This is a genomic window from Micromonospora sp. Utrum1 (assembly GCF_057197805.1).
In genome coordinates, this window is sequence record NZ_CM170071.1 from 689,390 (window position 1) to 706,183 (window position 16,794).

Sequence of the window (16,794 nt, forward strand, 5' to 3'; positions counted from 1 at the left end):
CCTCAACGGACGGCGGCGAACACCGGTGACGGCCGGGGAGGCCGGGGCAGTTTCTCGAGCATGGCGATCCTCACCGAAGAAGACCTGGCCCTGCTCGCCGAGCCGCAGCTCGCCCACGTGGCGACCATCGAGGTCGACGGCACTCCGCACGTCACCCCGGTCTGGGTGGACACCGACGGCGAGCACATCGTCTTCAACACCGCCAAGGGCCGCCAGAAGTACGTCAACATCGCCCGCAACCCGATGGTCGCGGTCTCCGTGGTGGACAAGGCGGACGACTTCCGCACTCTCTGGGTCAAGGGCACCGCCGAGCTGGTCACCGAGGGGGCGGACGCGCACATCGACCGGATGGCGCAGAAGTACCTGGGTCAGGAGACGTACCCGTTCCGCCGGCCCGGCGCGGAGCGGGTGATCGTCCGGATCACTCCGACCGAGAAGCTCGGCCGCGGCTGAGTCACCTTCAACACCAGCTTGCCGAGGTGGCGGCATCCCGCGTCCGCTGACACCGCCACCTCGGCGGACTGGAGTCGATCAACCGGTGCGGACCCTCAGGCGGTCTTTCGGGGGGCCGCCTTCTTGGCGGGCGTCTTCTTCGCCGCGGTCTTCTTGGCGGCGGTCTTCTTGGCCGGCTCGGCCTTCTTCTCCGCCGCCTTCTTGGCGGGCGCCTTCTTCGCCGCGGCCTTCTTCTCGGCCGCCTTCTTCTCGGCCGCCTTCTTGGCGGGCGCCTTGGCCGCCTTCTGCGCTGAACGCGCCGCCGAGATCGGCGTCGGCTCGCCCGCCCCGCCTTCCGGCGCCTCGCCCCGGGCCGCCCGGGCACGCTCGACCGACGCCTTGAGGGCGGCCATCAGGTCCACGGCGGCGGCCGGCGCGGCCTCTTCCTCCTCCGGCTGGACGACCTCGCGGCCCTCGACCTTGGCGTCGATGACCTCCTGCAACGCCGCCCGGTAGTCGTCGGTGAAGGCGTCCGGCTCGAACTCGCCGGCCATCGAGTCGATGAGCGAGCTGGCCATCGCCAGCTCCGGGGGCCGCACCTTGAGGTCCTCGTCCAGGAAGCCGAAGTCGGGCTGGCGCACCTCGTCGGGCCAGAGCATGGTGTTGAGCAGCAGCACGCCCTCGCGGACCCGCAGGGTGGCGAGCTGCTCCCGCTGGCGCAGCGCCACCTTGACGATCGCCACCCGCTCGGAGTCGGCGAGCGCGTCGCGCAGCAGCACGTACGGCTTGGTGGCCGAGCCCTCCGGCTCCAGGAAGTACGCCTTGTTGTAGAGGATCGGGTCGACCTGCTCGGCCGGGACGAACTCCAGCACGTCGATGGCGTGCGAGGTGGTCAGCGGCAGTTCGGCGAAGTCCTCGTCGGTGAGGATGACCATCTCGCCGCCGCCGATGTCGTAGCCCTTGGCGATGTCGTCGTAGGTCACCTCCTCGCCGCAGACCGAGCAGGTGCGCTTGTACCGGATGCGGCCGCCGTCCTCGCGGTGCACCTGATGGAAGCGGATGTCCTTCTCCTCGGTGGCCGAGTAGACCTTCACCCCGATCGACACCAGGCCGAACGACACCGCTCCTTTCCAGATCGCCCGCATCCCGCGCTCCTCTCCCCGGTTCTGACCAGAATCGCAAATGATCGAACGGGGCGCACGCTCTTCCGCGTGCAACTACAGTCATGAGGTGCCCGGCGCGCCGTTGAAGCCGATGCTCGCGATGACCGGGCAGCTCCCGGCCGGTGACGGCTGGGCGTACGAGTTCAAGTGGGACGGGGTCCGCGCGCTCGCCGACATCAGCCGCGGCCACCAGCACCTGTACGCCCGCTCCGGCGTCGAGATCACCACCGCGTACCCCGAGCTGATCCCCCTGGCCGAGCAGGTCGACGACGCCCTGCTGGACGGCGAGGTGGTGCTCTTCACCGACGGCCAGCCCTCGTTCACCGCCCTGGCCGAGCGGATGCACGTCCGCAACGCGGCCAAGGCCGCCCGGCTCGCGGCGACCGTGCCCGTGACGTACATGATCTTCGACGTGCTGCGGCTGCGCGGCGCGGACCTGACCGGCCGGCCCTACCGGGAGCGGCGCGCCGCGCTGGAGTCCCTCGGGCTCGGCGCCGCCCGGTGGGCGGTGCCCCCGGTCTTCCCCGACGGCCCGGCCACCTACGCGGCGGCCGGCGAGCACGGCCTGGAGGGGGTGATGGCCAAGCGGGTCGACGCCGTCTACCGGCCCGGGGTGCGCTCGCCGGACTGGGTGAAGGTCAAGCTGGAGGTGACCGGCGACTTCGTGGTCGGTGGCTGGCGGCCCGGCGCGCGGAAGATCGGCGGCCTGCTGGTCGGGGTGCCTCGGCCGGACGGGCGGCTCACCTACCGGGGCCGGGTCGGCGGCGGGATCGGCGCGGCGCTCGAACGCGAACTGCTGCGCGAGCTGGAGCCGCTGCGTACCGCCGGGTCGCCGTTCGCCGGGGATGTGCCGCGCGAGGATGCCCGCGGCGCGAACTGGGTAACTCCCCAGGTCGTGGTGGAGGTCAAGTACGGCCAGCGCACCCCGGACGGCCGGCTGCGCTTCCCCCGGATCCTGCGCCTGCGCCCCGACAAGCCGGTCGAGGAGGTCGACGATGTCAGCTGATCGTCTCAAGGTGGACGTGGAGGGCCGCTCGCTGGAGGTGTCCAACCTGGACAAGGTCCTCTACCCGAAGGCCGGCTTCACCAAGGGCGAGGTGATCGACTACTACACCCGGATCGCCCCGGTGCTGCTGCCGCACCTCCAGGACCGGGCGCTGACCCGGATCCGCTACCCCAACGGCGTCGACGGCGGCTCGTTCTTCGAGAAGAACGCCCCCGCCGCCACCCCCGCCTGGGTACGCACCGAGAACCTGCCCGCCCCCGGGTCGAGCAAGGGGCGGGAGACCATCGACTACGTGGTCGCCGACGACCTGCCCACCCTGGTCTGGCTGGCCAACCTCGCCGCGCTGGAGCTGCACACTCCGCAGTGGAAGGTTGGCGAGCACCCGGACATGATGGTGGTCGACCTGGACCCGGGCGCGCCGGCCGCGCTGAAGCAGTGCTGCCAGGTGGCGTTGCTCATGCGGGACCGGCTGGCCGAGGACGGCATCGACTCGTACCCGAAGACCTCGGGGAAGAAGGGCATGCAGCTCTGCTGCCCGATCGCCGGCACCCAGGACGCCGACGACGTCTCCGCCTATGCGAAGCGGATCGCGCAGGAGTTGGAGAAGGACCAGCCGAAGCAGATCGTGTCGAAGATGGCGAAGAACCTGCGCCCCGGCAAGGTGTTCATTGACTGGAGCCAGAACAACGCGGCGAAGACGACGGTGGCGCCGTACTCGCTGCGGGCCCAGGACGTGCCCTCGGTGTCGACCCCGCTGACCTGGGACGAGGTCGAGGCGGGCGCGGCCGGCAAGCGACCGTCGACGAAGCCGTACACGGCCACGGAGGTGCTCAAGCGGGTGGAGAAGCAGGGCGACCTGCTGGCCCCGCTGCTCGACGGCGGCCCCGAGCTGCCACTGCGCTGACCCGGCGCCCAACCCCCGGGAAGGTGGACGCCGGGCCGCGTCGGGATTCAGCGCCGGCCGAAGACCTGCCGGCTGGTGCCGAGCCGCAGGAGGACCGTCTCACCGGTGGCGTCCTGGAGCGCGTCGTTGTCGGTGATCGCGTACACCTGGCCGTCACCGGCCACGGTCACGCCCTCCAGCTTCTCCTGGGTCCAGCCGTGCGTGGCGCGCAGCGCCGGCAGCACGTCGACCGCGAGGGTCTTCGGCAGCACGGGCAGCGTGCCGGGCGCGGCGGCCGCGTCGGGCAGCGGCACGGTGTAGACCCGCTTCAGGGCGGCGGCCGGGCCGTTCAGCTTGTCCCGCTCGATCACGGCGAGGCGGTCACCGACCACGGTGATCTCGGAGAGCCCGATCCAGTCGCCCGGCACGGTGGTGCCGTTCAGCCGGTAGCCGAACCAGCTCCAGGTGCCCGCCGCGACATCGAACCGGCCCAGCCGGACGATCCCGGCCGGGTCGGTGGACAGCTCGCGCTGCACGGCCACCCAGACGATCTCCCGGCCGTTGCGGTCGGTGCCGGCCGTGACGCCCTCCAGGCCCTGCTTCCCCAGGCCGGCGGCGACCTCGGCCGGCAGCGGGACCACCTGCCGGGTCACTCCGGCGTCGTCCAGCCGGACCAGCTTGTTCTCCGAGCCCTTGGCGCCCTCGACGGCGAGCCAGAAGCCGCCCTGCGGGCGGGCGAAGATGCCCTCGGCGTCGTAGCCGACCGGCTGGCCGGCGGCGTCCCGAACCGGCAGCGCGGCGGTGACCACGGCCGGCGTACGCCCCGCGTCGACGGTCAGGATCCGGGTCTGCGCGTACGCGGCGTCGGTGACGCTGTAGAGCTCGTGCGGCTTGCCGGGCACCGCGCTCAGCGCGCCGAGCGCACCCCAGCCGATCGGCGTGCCGTCCACCCCGGTGCCGGAGACGAGGCTCGGGAAGCCGGGGGTGCCGCGGCCCAGCCGATAGAGCGAGACCGAGGCCCGGACGCCCACCGAGGCGTCGTCCTCCTCGCTGGAGACCGCGAGCAGCCCGCGGGACGGGATGGGCAGCAGCCCCTCCGGCCCGTTGGTGGTGGGCAGCACCTGCCGGAACACCGGCTTCGTGGGGTTGCTCAGGTCGTAGACGGCGACGAAGTTGCTCCGCTCCGACCCGACGAAGGCGTACCGGACGCCGGCGTACTCGGCGACGGCCACGCCCTCCGGCTCGGTGCCCTTCTTGCCGGCCCGGTCCTCGTTGTGCAGGCCGTAGGTGACGGCGAGCCGCTCGAAGGTGTTGCCGGCGTCCCAGGCGACCGTGCCGGTGCGGCTGTCGAAGACCGACCAGCCGCGGGTGCCGCCCCGCCAGTCGCCCTCGTTGGCCGTCGCCAGGTAGCGGTCGTCGATCCAGGCCACCGCGTCCGACTCGCGCGGCACGTCGGTGATGCCGCCGGTCAGGTCGATGGTGCCGTCCTTGACGGTGTCGATGCCGCGCACCGTCGCGGTGCCCGCCGAGAAGACCCCGGTGATCCGGCCGGTCGGCAGGTCGATCAGGGCGACGCCGTTGTTCTCCTGGAGGGTCACCGCCAGCTCGTTGCGACCGTTGATCGAGACGTACTCCGGCTCGGGATCGGTCGGCGCGGCGAGCCCGGCCCCGGCCAGGGCGGGCAGCGCCGTGCCGTCCGGGTTGGTCAGGGGTACGGGCCGTAACCGCCAGCCGGTCGGCGCGGCACCCGTCAGGTCGACGATCTGCATGAAGCCGCCGGGAAGCTGGGGCAGGTCGCCCTCCTCGCCGCCGGGCGGGGTGGCCTCCTCGTCGCGCTCGTTCTCGATGGCGATCGCGGCGTAGCGGCGGTCCTTGCTGATCGCGATCGAGTCGGGCTGGCCGCCGAGGTCGAGGCTGCGGACCCGGGTACGGGTGGCCAGGTCGATGATGTCCAGGCGCCCGGACGGCTCGATGTAGCTGCGGCTGGTGTTCACCACCACCAGCACGTACCCGTCGATGACGGCCACCGACGTGGGCTCGTCCTCGGCGTCGCCGAGCTGAGCCAGCGAGAGGGTGCCGAGGCCGCGGGGCTGGTCGGCCCGCCCGATGTCGAGGAAGCCGATCCGGCGCGCCAGCGCGTCGGTGTAGACGAGGGTTCGCCCGTCCGGGCTGACCGCCGAGATCTCGGCGACGGTCGGGGTCGCCGGGTCCTCACCGGCCGGCCGGTTCTGGAAGACCGGGTAGGTGGCGACCCGGTCGAAGGCGAGCGGCCCGCCCGGGTGGTGCCCGCCGGCCGACGCCGGAGTGACGGCGGCCAGGCCGGCGACCACCACACCAGCGGCGATGAGTGCTCTTCTCACTGTCAAGGACTTCCTCCGTAGGTCGTGCCCCGACGGAGGCTGGCACCCGCGGAGGAGCAGCAGCTTGCGCGGACGTGAACAGCTGACGAAGCGCGCGGGCCGGCTGAAATGTCCGCGGCCCGTGACAACCTTCCGTGCCACCGTCACGTGTTAGGGGCGTGACCGACCAAACGCAACCCCTGTCCGCGGCGGACCGGTCGTACGTCGCCTTCGTCGAGGTGGCCTGGCAGCGACATATCCGGCTGGCCATGCTGCTGGCCGGCGACCGATGGCGGGCCGAGGAGCTGCTCCAGGACAGCCTGGTCAAGGTGTACGAGCGGTGGCGGCGGCTGTCCCAGCTCGACGACCCGCACGCCTACCTGCGCCGCGCCCTGGTCAACAACCACACGTCCGGTTGGCGCCGGCGCCGCCGGGAGAGCCTCGTCGCGGACGTCCCCGAGCGGGCCGCCCCGGCCGGCGACGTCGGCCCCGACGCCGTCGTGCTGCGTCGGGCGCTCATGTCGCTACCCGCGAAGCAGCGTGCCGTGGTGGTGCTCCGCCACTACGAGGACCTGACCGAGCGCGAGGTCGCCCGGCTGCTGGGTTGCTCGGTGGGCACGGTCAAGAGCCAGAACGCCCGGGCGCTCGACAAGCTTCGCCACTTCCTCGACCAACCCTCCCAAACGGTAAGCAGGTGATCAGTCATGAACACGCTCGATGAGCGGCTCGCCAACCGGCTGCACGACATCGTCGACGGTGAGCCGGGCTCCGTACCCCCGGTGGGTGCGCTGCTGGAACGCGGCCGGCGGGCACGCCGCCGCCGGACGACCACGCTGGTCGGTGCGACGTGCGCGCTGCTGGCGCTGGGCGTCGCCACCGCGGCGACGGTGGCGACGGCGCCGGCGCCGGGCCGTCCCGGCGTCACCGCCGAGGCGTCACCGCCGGAGCCGGCCTCGCCGGCGATCCGGCTGGTATCGGCCCTCACCGCCAGCGAGAACATCAGCTACCGGATGCGGCTGATCAACTCGGGACCGCAGGGACTGACGTACGAGGGCGCGTTCGACCCGAGGACGGCCACCGGCTACGTGCGCGTGGCGCAGGACGACTCCGTCATGACCGAGCTGCTGATCAACGGCACCCGGTACGAGGGCGCGGAACCACCGCGGGGCAAGCTGCCGGCCGACAAGGACGGCCCGGGCGAGACGTACGGCCGCTACGGCCAGTACCCCGGCAGGTATGACCGGCTGTCCCTCTACGGCGACGGGAACACCGTCCTGGGCGCCGCGGCACCCGACCCGGCGGCCCTGTTCACGGCGCTCAAGAGCGCGAACGCGACCGTCTCGGAGAACCCCGACGGGACGCTGCACTTCGGTTACACGACGTCGGACAAGGTCGGGTCGACCACCACCTCCGGTGACGTCACGCTCGACGGTGACGGCCGGATCGCGAAGGTGGCACTCACCGGCAGCTGGCAGACGACGGCGAAGGGCCGGCTCGACAAGGGCACGTTCAGCTCGACGCTCGAACTCTTCGACTACGGCGTCACGGTGACGGTGAAGCGCCCGACCGACGTCGTCAAGGTCAAGAAGTAGCCGGTCTCCCCGCCGGCGACGAGCTGCCCGCGACCCGGCGGTCGCGGGCAGCTCTGCCGTGGTCCGCGTCAGCCTGCGGGCGCCAACGGCCGACGGACCCGCGACCAGAGTCGACGGTCGCGGGTCCGGTCGTCGGTGTCAGCGGCGGGCGGCGTCCCAGGCGGCGCTGCTCCGGAAGTACGTGTCGTACAGCTCCTGCACCTCCAGCAGGCTCTCCGGTGGCACCTTCCCGTAGGCGATGCGCTCCAGGTGGCGGAAGTACTCGAACCGTTCGACGCCGGGGGTGATGACGATGAGGATGTCGGCGTTCTCGCCGGGCGCGGCGGCGAACGCGTGCGCCACGCCGGGCGGCACGATCACCAGGTCGCCGCGCTCGGCGGTGACGACCTGCTCGCCGGAGAGCAGCTGGGCGGTGCCGTCGAGCAGGTAGAACAGCTCGGCGGAGTTGCCGTGGTGGTGCGGCCGGGCGCCGTCCGCGCCGTCGGTCAGGGTGACCCGCTGGGTGGAGAGCGCCCCGCCGGTGGCGCTGCTGTCGGCGAGCAGTCGAATCTTGGTGGGAGCGCGGCCTACCACCTCGGCGTCCGCGTCACGGACGATGACGGACCGGTCGAAGTCGGGCGTGATCAGGGACATCGCGCTACTCCTGTCGTGGCGGTGTGGGTCAGAGGGCGAACAGCAGGACGGCGTTGAGCAGGACAACCACGGCGGTGGCGAAGTGGACGCCGAAGGCGACGGCCTTCCTGCCGTGGCGCAGCACGATGAGGGTGTCTCCCAGCGGGTTGATCGCGACGATCAGCATGTACCAGGCGACCGCCTCGGCGCTGGTGAAGGCGATGAGCGCGAGGCCGAGCAGGCCGTAGCTGAGGTCGCGCAGGCCCTTGATCGTGAGGTAGGCGGGGTCCTCGTCCGGCTTGACCGGGACGCCGTAGCCGGCGGCCGAGGCCTGAGGCGCCAGGAGGAACCGGGCGCCGATGAAGACGCAGAAGAGGCTGAGGACGACGGCGAGCCCGTAGGCGATGGTGCTGAGCATGTCCGACTCCGTTTGCTAGCGCTGCTAGGTCTGAGAGCGAAGCTAGCAGAGCGGCGGCAGCTTGGCTAGCGGTGCTAGAGTTCCGGTCATGGCGATTCGGGAGCGGCGGGAGCGCGAGCGGGCGGAACGGGAGCGGGCGATCGTCGCCGCGGCCCGGGAACTGGCCGAGTCGGAAGGCTGGGACGCGGTCACCACCCGCCGGCTCGCCGCCGAGATCGAGTACAGCCAGCCCGTCCTCTACAGCCACTTCAAGGGCAAGGGCGCCATCATGGCGGCGGTCGCCGTGGAGGGCTGCGGTGATCTGGCCGCCGAACTCGCCGCCGCCCGGGCCGCCGCGACCGACGCACGGCAGGCGGTGGCCGGCATCGCCACGGCGTACGCGGCGTTCGCCGAACGGCGGCCCGCCCTCTACGACGCGATCTTCAACCTCCCCACCGAACTGCCCTTCGCCAGCCAGGACGTGCCGGTAGAGCTGGCCCGTGCCTTCGCCGAGCTGGCCGAGACCCTGCGCCCCTTCGCCGGTGACGACAACCTGGAGACGTTCACCGAGACCTTCTGGAGCGGGCTGCACGGCCTGGTCTCGCTGATGCGTAACGGCCGGCTCCGGCGGGAGGAACACGAGCGGCGGCTGGCCCTCCTGGTCGACCGGTTCGCCCGGCTAGGGTGAGCTGACCGCCAGGGAGGAGTGCACTCGATGGCCGACCACGCACCCGTCGCCGTCGCGACCCACGAGCCGCTGCTGAGCTACCTCGACGACGCCACCGGCGAGCGCACCGACCTGACCGCCCAGCAGTTGGGCGCGTGGGCGGCCCGCAGCGCCGGGCTGCTCCGGGACGGCTGCGGGCTGCGCCCCAGCGACCGGGTGGCCGTGCTGCTGCCGCCGCACTGGCGTACCGCGGCCGTGCTCATCGGGGCCTGGTCGGTCGGGCTGGCGGTCTCGTTCCGGCCCCGGGCCCTGGCCGGGCTGCCGGTCCTCGAACCGGGCGCCGACCTGCCGTACGACGCGGTGTTCGTGACCCCGGAACGGCTGGACGACTGGCTGGAGGACGTGCCCGAGGGGACGCACCGCTACCTCGTCGGCACCGGCCCCGGCCCGCTGGACGACGTGCCGCCGGGCTGGTTGGACTGGTCCACGGAGGTGCTCCGGCACCCCGAGATCGGGCCCGACCTGGCCGCCCTCCGCCCGAGCGACCCGGCCAGCCCGGACGGCACCAGCTACGGCGAGTGGGGCGCGGTGGCCCGGGCGTACGCCGAGCAGCTCGACCTGCGCGCCGGCGACCGGCTGCTGGTCGACGTGGCCGAGCACGACCAGCCGCTGAAGTGGCTGCTCGCCCCCCTCGCCGCCGGAGCGTCGGTGGTGCTCTGCGCCAACCTCGACCCGGCCGACCGGGATGCTCGCGCGGCTGCGGAGCGGGTCACCCGGGTGCTGTGACCTCGGGGTGGTGGATCGCCCGTGCGGCGATCCTAGCCATCCCGGGTCACCGGGGGCCGCCTTCTCCGGGATCGGCTCCGGCGCCCCGCGCCGGGCTCTACCGTGCAGACGTCGGCGGGGCGAGCACGAGGAGCGGCCGGTATGAACGCCAGCGGATCGTCAACGTTGTTCACCGACCTGCGGCAGGTCGACGCTGGTGTGCTGAACGTCGGGTACGTCGACGCCGGCCCCCCGGACGGTCCGGTCGTGCTCCTGCTGCACGGTTGGCCGTACGACATCAACAGCTTCGCCGAGGTCGTCCCCCGGTTGACGGCGGCCGGCCACCGGGTGCTCGTGCCGCACCTGCGGGGGTACGGCACGACACGGTTCCGGTCGGCCGACACCATGCGGAACGGCCAGCCGGCAGCCCTGGCCCTCGACACCGTGGCCTTCATGGACGCCCTCGGGGTGCCGAAGGCCACCCTCGCCGGGTTCGACTGGGGCGCCCGCACGGCCGACATCATCGCCGCGCTGTGGCCGGAACGTTGCCAGGGCCTCGTCTCGGTGAGCGGCTACCTGATCGCCGGCCAGGAGTCGGGGCGCGCACCGCTCCCGCCGCAGGCCGAACTCTCCTGGTGGTACCAGTTCTACTTCGCCACCGACCGCGGCCGGGACGGGTACGAGAAGAACCTCGACAGCTTCGCCAAGCTGATCTGGCGGACGGCGTCCCCGAAGTGGGCCTTCGACGACGCGACGTTCAACCGGAGCGCCGCCTCGCTGCACAACCCCGACCACGTCGACGTCGTCATCCACAACTACCGCTGGCGCCTCGGCCTCGCCGCCGGGGAGCCGCAGTACGACGAGGTGGAGGAGAAGCTGGCCGCGAACCCGAGCATCGCGGTGCCCACCATCACCCTCGAAGGCGATGCCAACGGCGCACCCCACCTCGACCCGTCCGTGTATGCCGGGCGCTTCTCCGGCCGGTACGAACACCGGACCGTGAGTGGCGGCGTCGGGCACAACCTGCCGCAGGAGGCGCCGCAGGCGTTCGCCGACGCGGTGCTGCAGGTCGCGACCTGACCCTCGCCCCGTGAGGCGTCCGTCACGGATCGCGGGGATCCACCGCCCCCGCCCGCTGTGCAAGGCTGCTGATCATGACGAATGCACTCGTACTCGCCGGTGGCGGCGTGGCCGGGATTGCCTGGGAGTTGGGCGTCCTGCGCGGCCTCGCCGACGCCGATCCCACCCTCGCCGACCGGATCCTCGCCGCCGACCTGATCGTGGGCACCTCCGCCGGCTCCGCGGTCGCCGCGCAGATCACCAGCGGCGTCCCGCTCGACGACCTGTACGCGGCCCAACTCCGCCCCGAGACCGCCGAGATCGAGGTCGACGTCGACACGGAGAAGCTCTTCGCCGACTACGCCGCCGTGCTGGCCGGCGTGTCCGGGCCGGAGGAAGCCCGCCGCCGCATCGGCGGGATCGCCCTCGCCGCGCAGACCGTCGACCCGGCCGTCCGGCTCGCCGCGATCGACGCCCGGCTCCCCGTGAAGCAGTGGCCCGACCGGCGCCTGCTGCTGCCCGCGGTCGACGCCGAGACCGGCGACGAGGCCATCTTCACCCGCGAGTCCGGCGTGACCCTGCGCGACGCCGTCGCCGCCAGCTGCGCCGTGCCCGGCATCTGGCCGCCCGTCGTGATCGGCGACCGCCGCTACGTCGACGGTGGAGTGCGCTCCATGACCAACGCCGACCTGGCCGCCGGGGCCGACCGCGTGCTGATCATCCAGCCCACCCTCGCGGACACGCCGCAGCCGTGGGGCGACCTCGACGCCGAAGTCGCCGCGCTCGCCCCGGCCACCGTCCACGTGATCAGCGCCGACCAGGCGTCCGTCGACGCGTTCGGCACCAACGCGCTGTCACCCGCGACCCGCGCGGTGTCCGCCCGCGCCGGACGGGCCGTCGGCGCGGCGCACGCCCCCGCCGTCGCGGCCGTCTGGAAATAGCGCCAACCGCCGGCCGGCCCGAATCTGGTTGACACCGGTCCCGGGCGCGAGGCCTACTGCGCAGCGGACACTGTCGTACCCGGGCGGGCGGTCCCACGATCAGCGGCAGGCGACAGGGGCGGGTAGTGGACGGGCTCATCTGGAAGGAGTTCGGCGAGGAACACCTCGCGGAGCTGACCCGACTGGCCGAGGCGTGCCTGGCCGTCGACGGTGGGCTGCCGCTGTTCGCCCGTACCCCGCTGTTGCGGGCGCGGCTGCTCCAGACCCGTACCCTCGGCGCCTGGCACGACGGCGGCCTGGTCGCGGCCGCGGGCGTCGGCACCGGCGGGCAGCCGGCCACCAGCACCGGCCTGGTGCATCCGGAGTGGCGGGAGCGGGGTCTCGGCGAGCGGCTGTTGAGCTGGGTTGGCGAGCAGGCGGGGGACGCCGACCTGCTGGTGACGACCGAGTCGTGGAGCCCGGGCGCGGACGCCCTGTTCACGGGGCGCGGCTTCGAGCGGACGTTTACAGAGTGGGTGCAGCGGCACGACCTCACCGGCATCCCCTCGGTCAGCCCTGCCGATGGCGTGACAACCGAGCCTGTGACGCTTGGCCTTGAGCTGTTCTCGACCTACCGGGCGTCGTTCGCTGACCGGCCCGGCTTCGGCTCGCCTGCGGCCGAGGAGTGGCTGGGTGAGTTGGGGGAGGACGACGAGTACCGGCCGGACCTGTCGCTCATCGCGCGCGGTCCCGACGGCAACGCCGTGGGGTTCGTCAACGTCATCGACAACTGGGTCGACCAGGTGGGCGTCGTCCCCGGGTGGCGGGGGCGGCGGGTCGGGGCGTATCTGGTGGCTTGTGCGCTGCGAGGGCTGGCGGCGGACGGGGCGCGGGAGGCGTGGCTCTGCGTCAACGACAACAACCCGGCTGTTGGGCTTTACCGGCGGCTCGGGTTCCAGGACGCCGGCCGGCGGGCTCGCTACCTGCGCCGCCGTTCGTAGCCTGCGGAAAAGCCGACGCGCTCGGCCCTCGTGGAGGCCGAGCGCGCTGGCATTGCTTGTCTTCACCGGACGGGTCGATCGTCCGGGTGGTCCGGTGTCGGGCTTACTGGAAGAGCCGGCCGGGCCGGGTGGCTTTCGCCTTGGTGATCAGGGCGTCTCCCCGTTTACGGCGCACCTGGATGGTCTTTGTCGCCCTCTTGATCGGGGTGAGAATTCTGTCCTTCATTGCGTGCCTCTCTTCTCTCGTGCGTCAGATCGGAGATGGCGCTTCCGCAGCATGGCGTCTCCTCGCCCTGCCTCCACTCCGCGTACCCGCTGGGCCAGCCGCCATTCCGCCACGACCGGTCGCGGCACCGGTGGTGCTCAGCGGCGGGTGAGCCAGGGTGCGCGTCGCGCGCAGGGTGAGGTGTGGTCGACCGGCAGGGCACAGCGGCCGCCGCCAGGCAGTGGGCGGTCGCAGAAGACCCAATGGCGTTCGCACTGCTGGTCCTCTTCCGAGACGGTCACCCCGCCGGGCTCTACGCGGGCGCTGAGTTGGGCCAGTAGGCGGGCGGCGGTGCGGGCGAAGATGCGGGCGCGGTGCAGGTCGGGGGCGGTGACGGGGAGGTGGATCACCCAGCGGTCGGTCATCGGTAGCGGTGGTTCGCCGATTGGGCGCTCTGCCAGGAGCGCAGAGCGTTCTTGACGCGGACGTTCTCCTCCTGGACCGCTCGTAGGGCGGTCTGGGCGACGGTGAGTTCGTCGGCGACCTGGTGGAGGAAGGTGCGGATCTCGACCGGATCGAGGCCGCGCCGGCGGACGTTGAAGCAGCGCTCGCGGATCTGCCAGGGGCGGAGTGGCTGTCTTCTCTTGCTTTCTGCGGTTGGTTGTTCCTCGTCGCGTCGGCCTGCCAGCCGACGGATCAGGTTGCGCATGGGGACCGCCCTTCGTGGGGGTGCGTCGAAGTGTGGTGGGGCGGCCTCCGCCGGTTGCGGTCGGCGGAGGCCGCCTGCCCTGCGGCCTTGTATCGGGTACGGCGGCAGGGCCGCGCTGGGGGAGCGCGGAGGGTTTGGTCTCGACGGCGATGCGAGACCGGTACGAGAGGCGCCAACCGACCGCAGCAGCACCGCATCACCGAGAGCGACGCTACCGATACCTCTCACCTCTGTCAACGCTCTCTTACCTGTCGAATCTAGCTGAGGCTCCTACCTGCTTCTCCTACGTCAGTTATTGCCGCTGTTTCACCTGTTGCTCGATACTGGGAGGGCCAACCGACTGCAAGGGGCCTCCACGTGCCGATTCCGCCGACCATGAACGAGTTGATCGAGGATCTGCTGAGGCGGATCAAGGAGGGCGAGTTCCAGCCCGGGTCACAGATTCCGTCCACCCAGCAGCTGTCCGATCACTACGACGTGTCGGTGTCGACGATCCATCGAGCCGTGGCGACGCTGCGGGAGCAGGGGGTGTTGGTCGGGCGCCCGGGGCGCGGGGTCTTCGTCGCGGAGTCAACCCGGCGCTGACCTGGCATCCTGGCCGCACCGCTTGATGGCTGAACGGAAGCAGAATGCTCGACAAGGCGCTTTGAGGGGAACGAGCCGTTGCCGGACGCCGGCGGACGCGATGCACAGAGCTTGTAAGCGAGGCGTCAGCAGGCATCGACTGCCGCAGGTTCAGGCCGGGGCGGTCGTTAGGGCGCTTGCCGGGGATCTTCGGGGAGAGGCTCCCCGTCTGTGATCAAGTTCCACAGCCGGCGGCAAGCATCGTTCTCGGAGCGGTAGCTCTCTATGACGTAGCACCGCTGGCCGCGCTCGCTGTAATACACAGTCCACCCACTGACGTCGTGATCGACGCCGAACCCGCCGTTCGGTAACCCGCCGCTCAGGCTGTACCGCCGCGCCGACACGCCTCTCCGGTCCAGCGCGGTCTTGAGCTGGGCGAGATCCATCTGCGCCTGCCTCCGTGAGGAACTTCAATGCAGTATCGGCTACATCGGCTGCTGTAGCGGGACTCGTCAGGAAGCGAGGCAGCAAGAAGGCAGCGCCAGCGTCGATGCGGGGCGGTACCGAACGCCGACCGACGACATCTGCCGCCTGCTTGTTGACGCGGACGGGCACCAGCTGACAGCCGCCGACAGCTTGAAACCGCATCCCCCCGACGGGGGTCAGGTCGGCCGGAGGCGGCGGGAATGTCGTCCCGGAGGCGGAGCGGAATCGTTGAGTGGAATTAGTCGATCGTCGGCAGCTTCGGCCCGAGGACGTCGTCTGCGTCCACAATCGTGTACGCGTACCCCTGCTCGGCGAGGAACCGCTGCCGATGCGCCGCGTACTCGGTATCGATCGTGTCCCGGGACACCACCGTGTAGAAGTGCGCCTGCCGCCCGTCCGCCTTGGGCCGCAGCACCCGCCCCAACCGCTGCGCCTCCTCCTGCCGAGACCCAAAGGTCCCCGACACCTGGATGGCGACAGCAGCCTCCGGCAGGTCGATCGAGAAGTTTCCGACCTTGGAGATCACCAGAGTCTTAACCTCACCGGATCGGAACGCGTCAAACAGCCGCTCCCGCTCCTTGTTGGTAGTCGACCCCTGCACGATCGGCGCGTCCAGATACTCCCCAAGCTGGTGCAACTGGTCGATGTAACCACCAATGACGAGCACCTGCTCATCCGGGTGCCGCTGAACCAGCGCCCGTACCACCGGCAACTTCGTCCGCGCCGTAGCCGCCATCCGGTACCGCTCCTCGGCCTCGGCCGTCGCGTACGCCATCCGCTCCGCGTCGGTCAGCGTGACTCGGACCTCGACGCATTCAGCCGGCGCGATCCAGCCCTGCGACTCGATGTCCTTCCACGGCGCGTCGTACCGCTTCGGGCCGATCAGGCTGAACACGTCGCCCTCGCGACCGTCCTCGCGTACCAGGGTCGCCGTGAGGCCGAGCCGGCGGCGGGCCTGAAGGTCCGCGGTGAACCGGAAGATCGGCGCGGGCAGCAGGTGCACCTCGTCGTAGATGACCAGGCCCCAGTCGCGGGCCCCGAACAGGTCGAGGTGGGTGAACGCGCCGCCGCGCCGCGAGGTGAGCACCTGGTACGTGGCGATGGTGACCGGACGGATCTCCTTGCGCTCGCCCGAGTATTCGCCGATCTCCTCCTCGGTGAGCGAGGTGCGGGCGATCAGCTCGCGCTTCCACTGCCGGCCGGCGACCGTGTTGGTCACCAGGATCAGCGTGGTCGCCTTCGCCTCGGCCATGGCTGCCGCCCCGACGAGGGTCTTGCCGGCGCCGCAGGGGAGCACCACCACGCCGGAGCCGCCGGCCCAGAACGCCTCGACGGACTCCCGCTGGTAGGACCGCAGCGTCCACGGCTTTCCGCCGTCCTTGCCGGACTCGGCCAGCTCGATCGGGTGGGCCTCGCCGTCGACGTAGCCGGCCAGGTCCTCGGCGGGCCAGCCGAGCTTGAGCAGCGCCTGCTTGAGCCGGCCGCGCTCGGAGGGGTGCACCTGGATGGTGTCGTCGTCGAGCTTCGGGCCGAGCATCCCGGCGAGCTTCTTGCTCTTGGCGACCTCGATCAGCACCACCCGGTCGAGCGCGCGGAGCACCAGGCCGTGCGCCGGGTCGTTGGCGAGCTGGAGCCGGCCGTAGCGGTCCATCGTCTCGGCCACGTCGACCAGCAGCGCGTGCGGCACCGGGTAGCGGGAGTACTTGATCAGGGTGTCCACCACGCCCTCGGCGTCGTGGCCGGCGGCCCGGGCGTTCCACAGCCCCAGCGGGGTGAGCCGGTAGGTGTGCACGTGCTCGGGGGAGCGCTCCAGCTCGGCGAAGGGCGCGATCGCCATCCGGCACGCCTGGGCGTCGGGGTGGTCGATCTCCAGCAGCAGGGTCTTGTCCGACTGCACGATCAGTGGTCCACCGCTCACGCCAGCGTCCTCTCCCTATGCCGGAAATTCTCGCCCGCACGGCGGCTGACCTGCCGAAGGCGGACCATCCAGTGTT

General features: G+C 71.6%; 18 protein-coding genes. 11 read left to right on the top strand and 7 right to left on the bottom strand.

Annotation, left to right across the window (positions count from 1 at the left end; translation table 11 throughout):
- The first annotated feature begins 60 nt into the window (after positions 1–60).
- Positions 61–453, top strand: a complete 393-nt coding sequence (locus tag AC0OLQ_RS03400) for a PPOX class F420-dependent oxidoreductase (protein WP_484530149.1) — start codon at positions 61–63, stop codon at positions 451–453.
- 95 nt (positions 454–548) lie between these two features.
- Here the strand turns inward: AC0OLQ_RS03400 and ku are convergent, their stop codons facing one another.
- Positions 549–1,577, bottom strand: a complete 1,029-nt coding sequence (gene ku, locus AC0OLQ_RS03405) for a non-homologous end joining protein Ku (RefSeq protein WP_484530150.1) — start codon at positions 1,575–1,577, stop codon at positions 549–551.
- A gap of 85 nt (positions 1,578–1,662) precedes the next feature.
- Here ku and ligD (AC0OLQ_RS03410) point away from each other — a divergent pair, with 85 nt between their 5' ends.
- Together ligD (AC0OLQ_RS03410) and ligD (AC0OLQ_RS03415) are read left to right on the top strand one after the other, a co-directional pair.
- Complete coding sequence (gene ligD, locus AC0OLQ_RS03410; protein WP_484530151.1) at positions 1,663–2,601, top strand: non-homologous end-joining DNA ligase; 939 nt, start codon at positions 1,663–1,665, stop codon at positions 2,599–2,601.
- Positions 2,591–3,505: a non-homologous end-joining DNA ligase gene (gene ligD, locus AC0OLQ_RS03415; protein ID WP_357332668.1), complete on the top strand. Its 915-nt coding sequence runs from the start codon at positions 2,591–2,593 to the stop codon at positions 3,503–3,505. The genes ligD (AC0OLQ_RS03410) and ligD (AC0OLQ_RS03415) overlap by 11 nt, the downstream gene beginning before the upstream one ends.
- 47 nt (positions 3,506–3,552) lie before the next feature.
- Here ligD (AC0OLQ_RS03415) and AC0OLQ_RS03420 read toward each other — a convergent pair whose 3' ends face one another.
- Positions 3,553–5,844: an esterase-like activity of phytase family protein gene (locus AC0OLQ_RS03420; RefSeq protein WP_484530152.1), complete on the bottom strand. Its 2,292-nt coding sequence runs from the start codon at positions 5,842–5,844 to the stop codon at positions 3,553–3,555.
- A 158-nt stretch (positions 5,845–6,002) separates the two neighbouring features.
- Between AC0OLQ_RS03420 and AC0OLQ_RS03425 the strand changes: the two genes are divergently transcribed.
- Both AC0OLQ_RS03425 and AC0OLQ_RS03430 read left to right on the top strand, forming a co-directional pair.
- Complete coding sequence (locus tag AC0OLQ_RS03425) at positions 6,003–6,521, top strand: SigE family RNA polymerase sigma factor (protein WP_484530153.1); 519 nt, start codon at positions 6,003–6,005, stop codon at positions 6,519–6,521.
- A gap of 6 nt (positions 6,522–6,527) precedes the next feature.
- Entirely contained in the window at positions 6,528–7,415 is an 888-nt protein-coding gene (locus AC0OLQ_RS03430; RefSeq protein WP_484530154.1) for a hypothetical protein, read from the top strand.
- 138 nt (positions 7,416–7,553) lie between these two features.
- Here AC0OLQ_RS03430 and AC0OLQ_RS03435 read toward each other — a convergent pair whose 3' ends face one another.
- Both AC0OLQ_RS03435 and AC0OLQ_RS03440 read right to left on the bottom strand, forming a co-directional pair.
- Positions 7,554–8,048: a cupin domain-containing protein gene (locus AC0OLQ_RS03435; protein ID WP_484530155.1), complete on the bottom strand. Its 495-nt coding sequence runs from the start codon at positions 8,046–8,048 to the stop codon at positions 7,554–7,556.
- 28 nt (positions 8,049–8,076) lie between these two features.
- The gene (locus AC0OLQ_RS03440) at positions 8,077–8,445 is read right to left on the bottom strand and encodes a DUF4267 domain-containing protein (RefSeq protein WP_393200665.1); all 369 of its coding nucleotides are present in this window, start codon (positions 8,443–8,445) and stop codon (positions 8,077–8,079) included.
- Positions 8,446–8,533: 88 nt separating this feature from the next.
- Here AC0OLQ_RS03440 and AC0OLQ_RS03445 point away from each other — a divergent pair, with 88 nt between their 5' ends.
- The 5 genes from AC0OLQ_RS03445 (at position 8,534) to AC0OLQ_RS03465 (ending at position 12,836) form a co-directional block, all read left to right on the top strand.
- Positions 8,534–9,112, top strand: coding sequence for a TetR/AcrR family transcriptional regulator (locus tag AC0OLQ_RS03445; protein WP_484530156.1), 579 nt, complete (start codon positions 8,534–8,536; stop codon positions 9,110–9,112).
- Positions 9,113–9,139: 27 nt separating this feature from the next.
- Positions 9,140–9,877 (top strand): TIGR03089 family protein, encoded by a 738-nt coding sequence (locus AC0OLQ_RS03450; RefSeq protein WP_484530157.1) that lies wholly within the window; start codon positions 9,140–9,142, stop codon positions 9,875–9,877.
- A 141-nt stretch (positions 9,878–10,018) separates the two neighbouring features.
- Positions 10,019–10,936, top strand: a complete 918-nt coding sequence (locus AC0OLQ_RS03455; RefSeq protein WP_484530158.1) for an alpha/beta fold hydrolase — start codon at positions 10,019–10,021, stop codon at positions 10,934–10,936.
- Between the two features lie 74 nt (positions 10,937–11,010).
- Entirely contained in the window at positions 11,011–11,856 is an 846-nt protein-coding gene (locus AC0OLQ_RS03460; protein WP_484530159.1) for a patatin-like phospholipase family protein, read from the top strand.
- A gap of 125 nt (positions 11,857–11,981) precedes the next feature.
- Positions 11,982–12,836 (top strand): GNAT family N-acetyltransferase, encoded by an 855-nt coding sequence (locus AC0OLQ_RS03465; protein ID WP_484530160.1) that lies wholly within the window; start codon positions 11,982–11,984, stop codon positions 12,834–12,836.
- A 363-nt stretch (positions 12,837–13,199) separates the two neighbouring features.
- Here the strand turns inward: AC0OLQ_RS03465 and AC0OLQ_RS03470 are convergent, their stop codons facing one another.
- On the bottom strand, positions 13,200–13,466 hold the full coding sequence (locus AC0OLQ_RS03470; protein WP_484530161.1) for a hypothetical protein: 267 nt from the start codon (positions 13,464–13,466) through the stop codon (positions 13,200–13,202).
- A complete protein-coding gene (locus AC0OLQ_RS03475) occupies positions 13,463–13,750 on the bottom strand; it encodes a DivIVA domain-containing protein (protein WP_484530162.1) in 288 nt (95 codons plus the stop codon). Before AC0OLQ_RS03475 ends, AC0OLQ_RS03470 begins: the two co-directional genes overlap by 4 nt.
- 357 nt (positions 13,751–14,107) lie before the next feature.
- Here AC0OLQ_RS03475 and AC0OLQ_RS03480 point away from each other — a divergent pair, with 357 nt between their 5' ends.
- Positions 14,108–14,335, top strand: a complete 228-nt coding sequence (locus AC0OLQ_RS03480; protein WP_357824211.1) for a winged helix-turn-helix domain-containing protein — start codon at positions 14,108–14,110, stop codon at positions 14,333–14,335.
- A 703-nt stretch (positions 14,336–15,038) separates the two neighbouring features.
- Here AC0OLQ_RS03480 and AC0OLQ_RS03485 read toward each other — a convergent pair.
- Complete coding sequence (locus AC0OLQ_RS03485; protein WP_484530163.1) at positions 15,039–16,718, bottom strand: DNA repair helicase XPB; 1,680 nt, start codon at positions 16,716–16,718, stop codon at positions 15,039–15,041.
- Positions 16,719–16,794: the final 76 nt, after the last annotated feature.